The sequence below is a fragment of the Pseudarthrobacter sp. NPDC058329 genome (genome assembly GCF_042879835.1).
Classification (GTDB): domain Bacteria; phylum Actinomycetota; class Actinomycetes; order Actinomycetales; family Micrococcaceae; genus Arthrobacter.
The window spans coordinates 1-1361 of the sequence record NZ_JBHVZR010000042.1; the positions used below are offsets into that span (position 1 = coordinate 1).

Genomic DNA, 1361 nt, shown 5'->3' on the forward strand with positions numbered 1-1361 from the left:
GGGACTGTCCGATTTTCGGTGGATCCACGGTTGGCATTTAGTTGATTCTTCCGTCGAAGCTGATGGCGAAGGCGTTCAGGGCCGGCTTCCATCGTGTGGCCCATCGTGCCCTGCCTTTGCCTGTGGGGTCCAGTGCCCGGGTTGCGAGGTAGAGGCATTTCAGTGCCGCCTGCTCGGTGGGAAAATGGCCCCTGGCCCTGACCGCGCGCCTGTAACGTGCGTTGACGGATTCGATGGCGTTGGTGCTGCAGATGACCCGCCGGATTTCCACGTCGTAGTCCAGGAACGGCACGAACTCGCTCCAGGCGTTCTCCCACAACCGGGTGATCGCCGGGTACTGCCGGCCCCATTTGGTCGAGAACTCCACGAATCGCTCCTTGGCCGCGGCCTCCGAGGGTGCGGTGTAGACCGGACGCAGGTCACGGGACATCTCATCCCAGTACTGCCGCGCCGCATACCGGAAGGTGTTCCGGATCAGGTGCACGATGCAGGTCTGGACCACCGCCAGGGACCAGACCGTGGTGATCGCCTCGGGCAAACCCTTGAGCCCGTCGCATACCGTGATGCAGACGTCCTCAACACCGCGGTTCTTGATCTCGGTCAGCACCGAGAGCCAGAACTTTGCCCCTTCACCGCCGTCCCCGGCCCACAGCCCGAGGACGTCGCGTTCCCCGTTGATAGTGACACCGATAGCGACGTAGACCGGCCGGTTCGTGACCTGCCCGTCGCGGACTTTGACGTGGATCGCGTCGATGAACATCACCGGGTACACCCGGTCCAGGGGACGGTTCTGCCACTCGGTCATCTCGCCGATGACCTTCTCGGTGATCCGCGAGATGGTGTCTTTGGAAACCCTGGCGCTGAACACCTCCGCGAAATGGGCCGCGATCTCCCCGGTCGTGAGCCCTTTCGCGCTCAGCGACAACACGATCTCATCCACGCCAGTTAGCCGGCGCTGCCGCTTCTTTACGATCTGCGGATCGAACGTTGAGCCGGTGTCCCGCGGCACGTCGATCTCCACCGGCCCGATCTCGGTCAGCACGGTCTTAGTGCGGGTGCCGTTGCGGGAGTTCCCGCTCCCGCGCCCGGAGACGTCGTGCTTTTCGTATCCCAGGTGTTCGTCCATTTCCGCTTCAAGAGCGGTCTCCAGGACGTTCTTCGTGAGCCGGTTCAACAAACCGTCAGGGCCAACGAGGTCGATGCCCTGCTCCTTGGCTTGGGCCAGGAGCTGCTGCGCTAACTCTTGCTGATCCACATCAGTCGCCATGGGATCCATGGTGTCGCTCATGATCAGTCCTTCCCGCCAGGCAAAGCCCGGCGTGTCAGGCCAACCACGGATCCACCGTTATTCAGACAGTCCC

At 62.7% G+C, this 1361-nt stretch carries 1 protein-coding gene; it reads right to left on the minus strand.

The window, feature by feature from the left end; all coding sequences use genetic code 11:
• Positions 1-37: 37 nt before the first annotated feature.
• Complete coding sequence (locus tag ACFVYC_RS22310; protein WP_387554428.1) at positions 38-1276, minus strand: IS256 family transposase; 1239 nt, start codon at positions 1274-1276, stop codon at positions 38-40.
• Between the last annotated feature and the right edge of the window lie 85 nt (positions 1277-1361).

Bases quoted from the DNA above. Each gene is read 5' to 3' on its own strand.
- ACFVYC_RS22310 (WP_387554428.1), bottom strand. From the start codon at position 1,276: ATGGATCCCATGGCGACTGATGTGGATCAGCAAGAGTTAGCGCAGCAG.